Annotated in this window: 3 protein-coding genes; 2 read left to right on the forward strand and 1 reads right to left on the reverse strand. The window is 47.8% G+C overall.

Annotated features, from left to right (window positions below):
- Positions 1 to 599 (reverse strand): family 1 glycosylhydrolase (locus tag AC9UEY_RS03835; protein WP_509538013.1); only part of this gene is annotated, 599 nt, incomplete at its 3' end.
- 47 nt (positions 600 to 646) lie between these two features.
- Here AC9UEY_RS03835 and AC9UEY_RS03840 point away from each other — a divergent pair.
- Positions 647 to 1,813, forward strand: coding sequence for an MFS transporter (locus tag AC9UEY_RS03840; RefSeq protein WP_509538015.1), 1,167 nt, complete (start codon positions 647 to 649; stop codon positions 1,811 to 1,813).
- A 100-nt stretch (positions 1,814 to 1,913) separates the two neighbouring features.
- The coding region (locus tag AC9UEY_RS03845; protein WP_509538017.1) for a sodium/proton-translocating pyrophosphatase at positions 1,914 to 3,061 on the forward strand (1,148 nt) is incomplete at its 3' end.

The following is a 3,061-nucleotide window of genomic DNA, read 5'->3' on the forward strand; positions in this document are numbered from 1 at the left end:
GCGTGAGTGAGCACTGTGTGGTGGGCAGCGGCGAAAGCAGACCTGCGATCTAAAATTCCTGGTGCATGAATGCCAATACCGTATCCAAGCCAGGCAACAACCCAAGGCTCATTAATAGGTGAGAACTTCTTAACACGATCACCAAAGCGCTGGGCAACTGCAGTTGAGTAATCGGCAAAGTGATTAACAATGTCACGGTTTACCCAACCACCTTTGTCTTGCAAAGCTTGTGGCAGATCCCAGTGATACAAAGTTGCAAGTGGTTCGATACCTGCTTCAAGCAAGCCATCAATTAAACGATCGTAGAAATCAAAACCGCGTTCTTCGCGCACGGCATCACCATTTGGAAACATGCGAGGCCAAGCAAAAGAGAATCTATAACCCTGTAATCCAAGATCTTTCATGATCTTTATATCTTCTGGATAGCGGTGGTAGTGATCATTTGCCACATCACCGGTGTCACCCTTTGCTACCTTGCCAGGTGTCTTACAAAATGTGTCCCAAATAGATGCTCCGCGACCATCTTCATGTGCTGCACCTTCAATTTGGTAAGAAGATGTTGCAGCGCCCCATATGAAATCTTTTGGAAAATTAGCCATGAGTTAAGCCTATGGGCTAATTGCCTCATTGTCAGTAAACTCCGCAAATGAGCCAAATACGCCAATATTCACGTGCCCGCATTGCAATAATCACAGCCTTTATTATTAACGGATCAATTGCCGGCACATTTTATTCGCGTATTGCAGATATCAAAGAGCAACTTAATCTGACAAACAGTGCTTTAGGTTTTGCACTCCTTGTCGTTTCAATTGGTGTTCTTGTGGGTCTGGGTTTTTCTGGCAAGCAGTCGGCTAAACGTGGAAGCGCCCCAGTTACTGTCTATGCAACATATGCCTTAGGCGGATCTCTACTTTTAGTAGGTGCTGCAAACAACTACATCACCTTATGTTTAACCTTCATTGTTCTTGGTGCTTGTCTTGCTACTCAAGATGTGGCAATGAACTCCCATGCAATTGTTTTAGAGCATGAAGCTGACAAGCGTTACATGAGCACCTTCCATGCGATGTTCTCCTTAGGCGCACTTGGCGGCGGAGTCATTGGTGGTTGGTTTTCACAAAACAACATTGATTTGATGCGACATGCTGCTTTTATTGCGATGTTGGTGTTTCTTTCCAACTTCTTTGTGCGCAACTGGTTCTTGCCGGCATCCCTTGATCAACATCCAATTGAAGGCAAAAAGAAGATTAAAAAGCCAAAGGTATTTCTGATCGTTGGTTTGCTGGGGTTGTGCGCGGCAATTGGTGAAGGCTCAGCAGGTGACTGGGGCGCAATCCTTGCCCGTGACACCTTTGATGCCTCTCCATTTATTTCAACACTTCCTTACATTTGTTTCTCAGCTGCAATGGTGATTGGTCGTTTATTCGGAGATCGCCTTGCAAGCAAATACGGTCCAATGAAGTTAATTGTTGGTGGCGGCTTAATCGCAGGTATTGGTTTGGGCTCTGGATTAATTGTTGGCGGAATGGGTGGCGTTATCTTTGGATGGCTTGCAGCAGGTATTGGTCTTTCAACTGTTATTCCAATGCTCTTTAGCCAAGCAGGAGAGATTGCAAAAAGTAGATTTGAAGGGCAGTTCGCACCATCAGAGGGTGTGGCTATGGTTTCTGGCATTGCCTACTTCGGCTTCCTGGTTGGTCCGCCAACCCTGGGCTTGCTAGGAGATGCCATTGGCCTGCGCTGGGCCATGCTGATTCCGGCGGTTCTGGCCCTTGTCATGGCCCTTGGATCACGGCCAGTGTTGGGCAATAGATAAGTATAAATTTGCTGGTTTGAGGGTATCTGCGCTTACACTTCACCAGTCTCGCGCCTGACCCTCGTTTTAGGGCGCCTGTAACTCCAACGGAGGAGAACCTATGCGTGCTTCAAGCACCGTATCGCTGGTCCAAGTGACCGGATCTAACCTGACATATGCCTACATCGTTCTAGGTATTTCCCTTGCAGCCCTCGCCATCGCCTACGGCCTACGTGCCCAGGTATTGGCAGCAAGTGATGGCACACCAAAGATGCGTGAAATCGCAGAAGCTGTGCAAGAAGGAGCCGCTGCGTTTTTATCTCGCCAGTTCCGCACGCTTTCTTACTTTGTAGCAATCGTATTTTTCCTTTTGTTTGCACTGCCCGGCGATGCTGAAATTCGCGTTGGCCGTTCAATCTTCTTCTTACTAGGTGCGGCATTTTCCGCACTAGTTGGATACAACGGTATGTGGCTTGCAGTGCGCGCAAATGTGCGTGTTGCAGATGCTGCCCGTAACAAGGATGGCGTAAAGGCTGTGCAGATTGCATTCCGCACAGGTGGCGTCGTTGGTATGACAACTGTTGGTCTTGGACTTATCGGTGCTTCACTTGTTGTGATCATCTACCGCGAGAACGCACCAGCTGTTCTTGAAGGCTTTGGTTTCGGTGCAGCAATGCTTGCGATGTTTATGCGCGTTGGTGGCGGAATCTTTACAAAGGCAGCAGATGTTGGCGCTGACCTTGTAGGTAAGGTTGAAAAGCACATCCCAGAAGATGACCCACGAAATGCGGCAACTATTGCGGACAACGTAGGAGACAACGTTGGTGACTGTGCTGGTATGGCTGCAGACTTGTTCGAGTCATATGCGGTAACACTTGTTGCAGCACTCATCCTTGGTAAGGCCGCGTTCGGTGATGCTGGTCTTATCTACCCATTGATCGTTCCAGCAATCGGAACTGTCACTGCCGTTATCGGTATCTTCTTAACTAAATTGCGCAGCACAGATAAGTCAGCAATGAGCGCGATTAACCGCTCATTCTTTTTATCAGCAATTATTTCTGCAGGCCTCACAGCCCTTGCAACATTTACTTATCTTCCATCTGATTTCAAGTTGATGACAGGTTTGTCACCAGAGGCGGTTGCAGCAGCAGGGAATACAAACCCACGTGTTCTAGCTATTGGCGCTGTTTTGATTGGTATCGCACTTGCTGCAGCAATTCAGGTATTAACAGGCTTCTTCACAGAAACTGGCAAGCGTCCAGTAAATGA

Source organism: Candidatus Planktophila sp. (assembly GCF_040402275.1).
GTDB lineage: Bacteria > Actinomycetota > Actinomycetes > Nanopelagicales > Nanopelagicaceae > Planktophila.

What these genes read in the sequence shown, in the direction of transcription:
- AC9UEY_RS03840 (WP_509538015.1), top strand. Translation starts at nt 647, where the DNA reads ATGAGCCAAATACGCCAATATTCACGTGCCCGCATTGCAATAATCACA.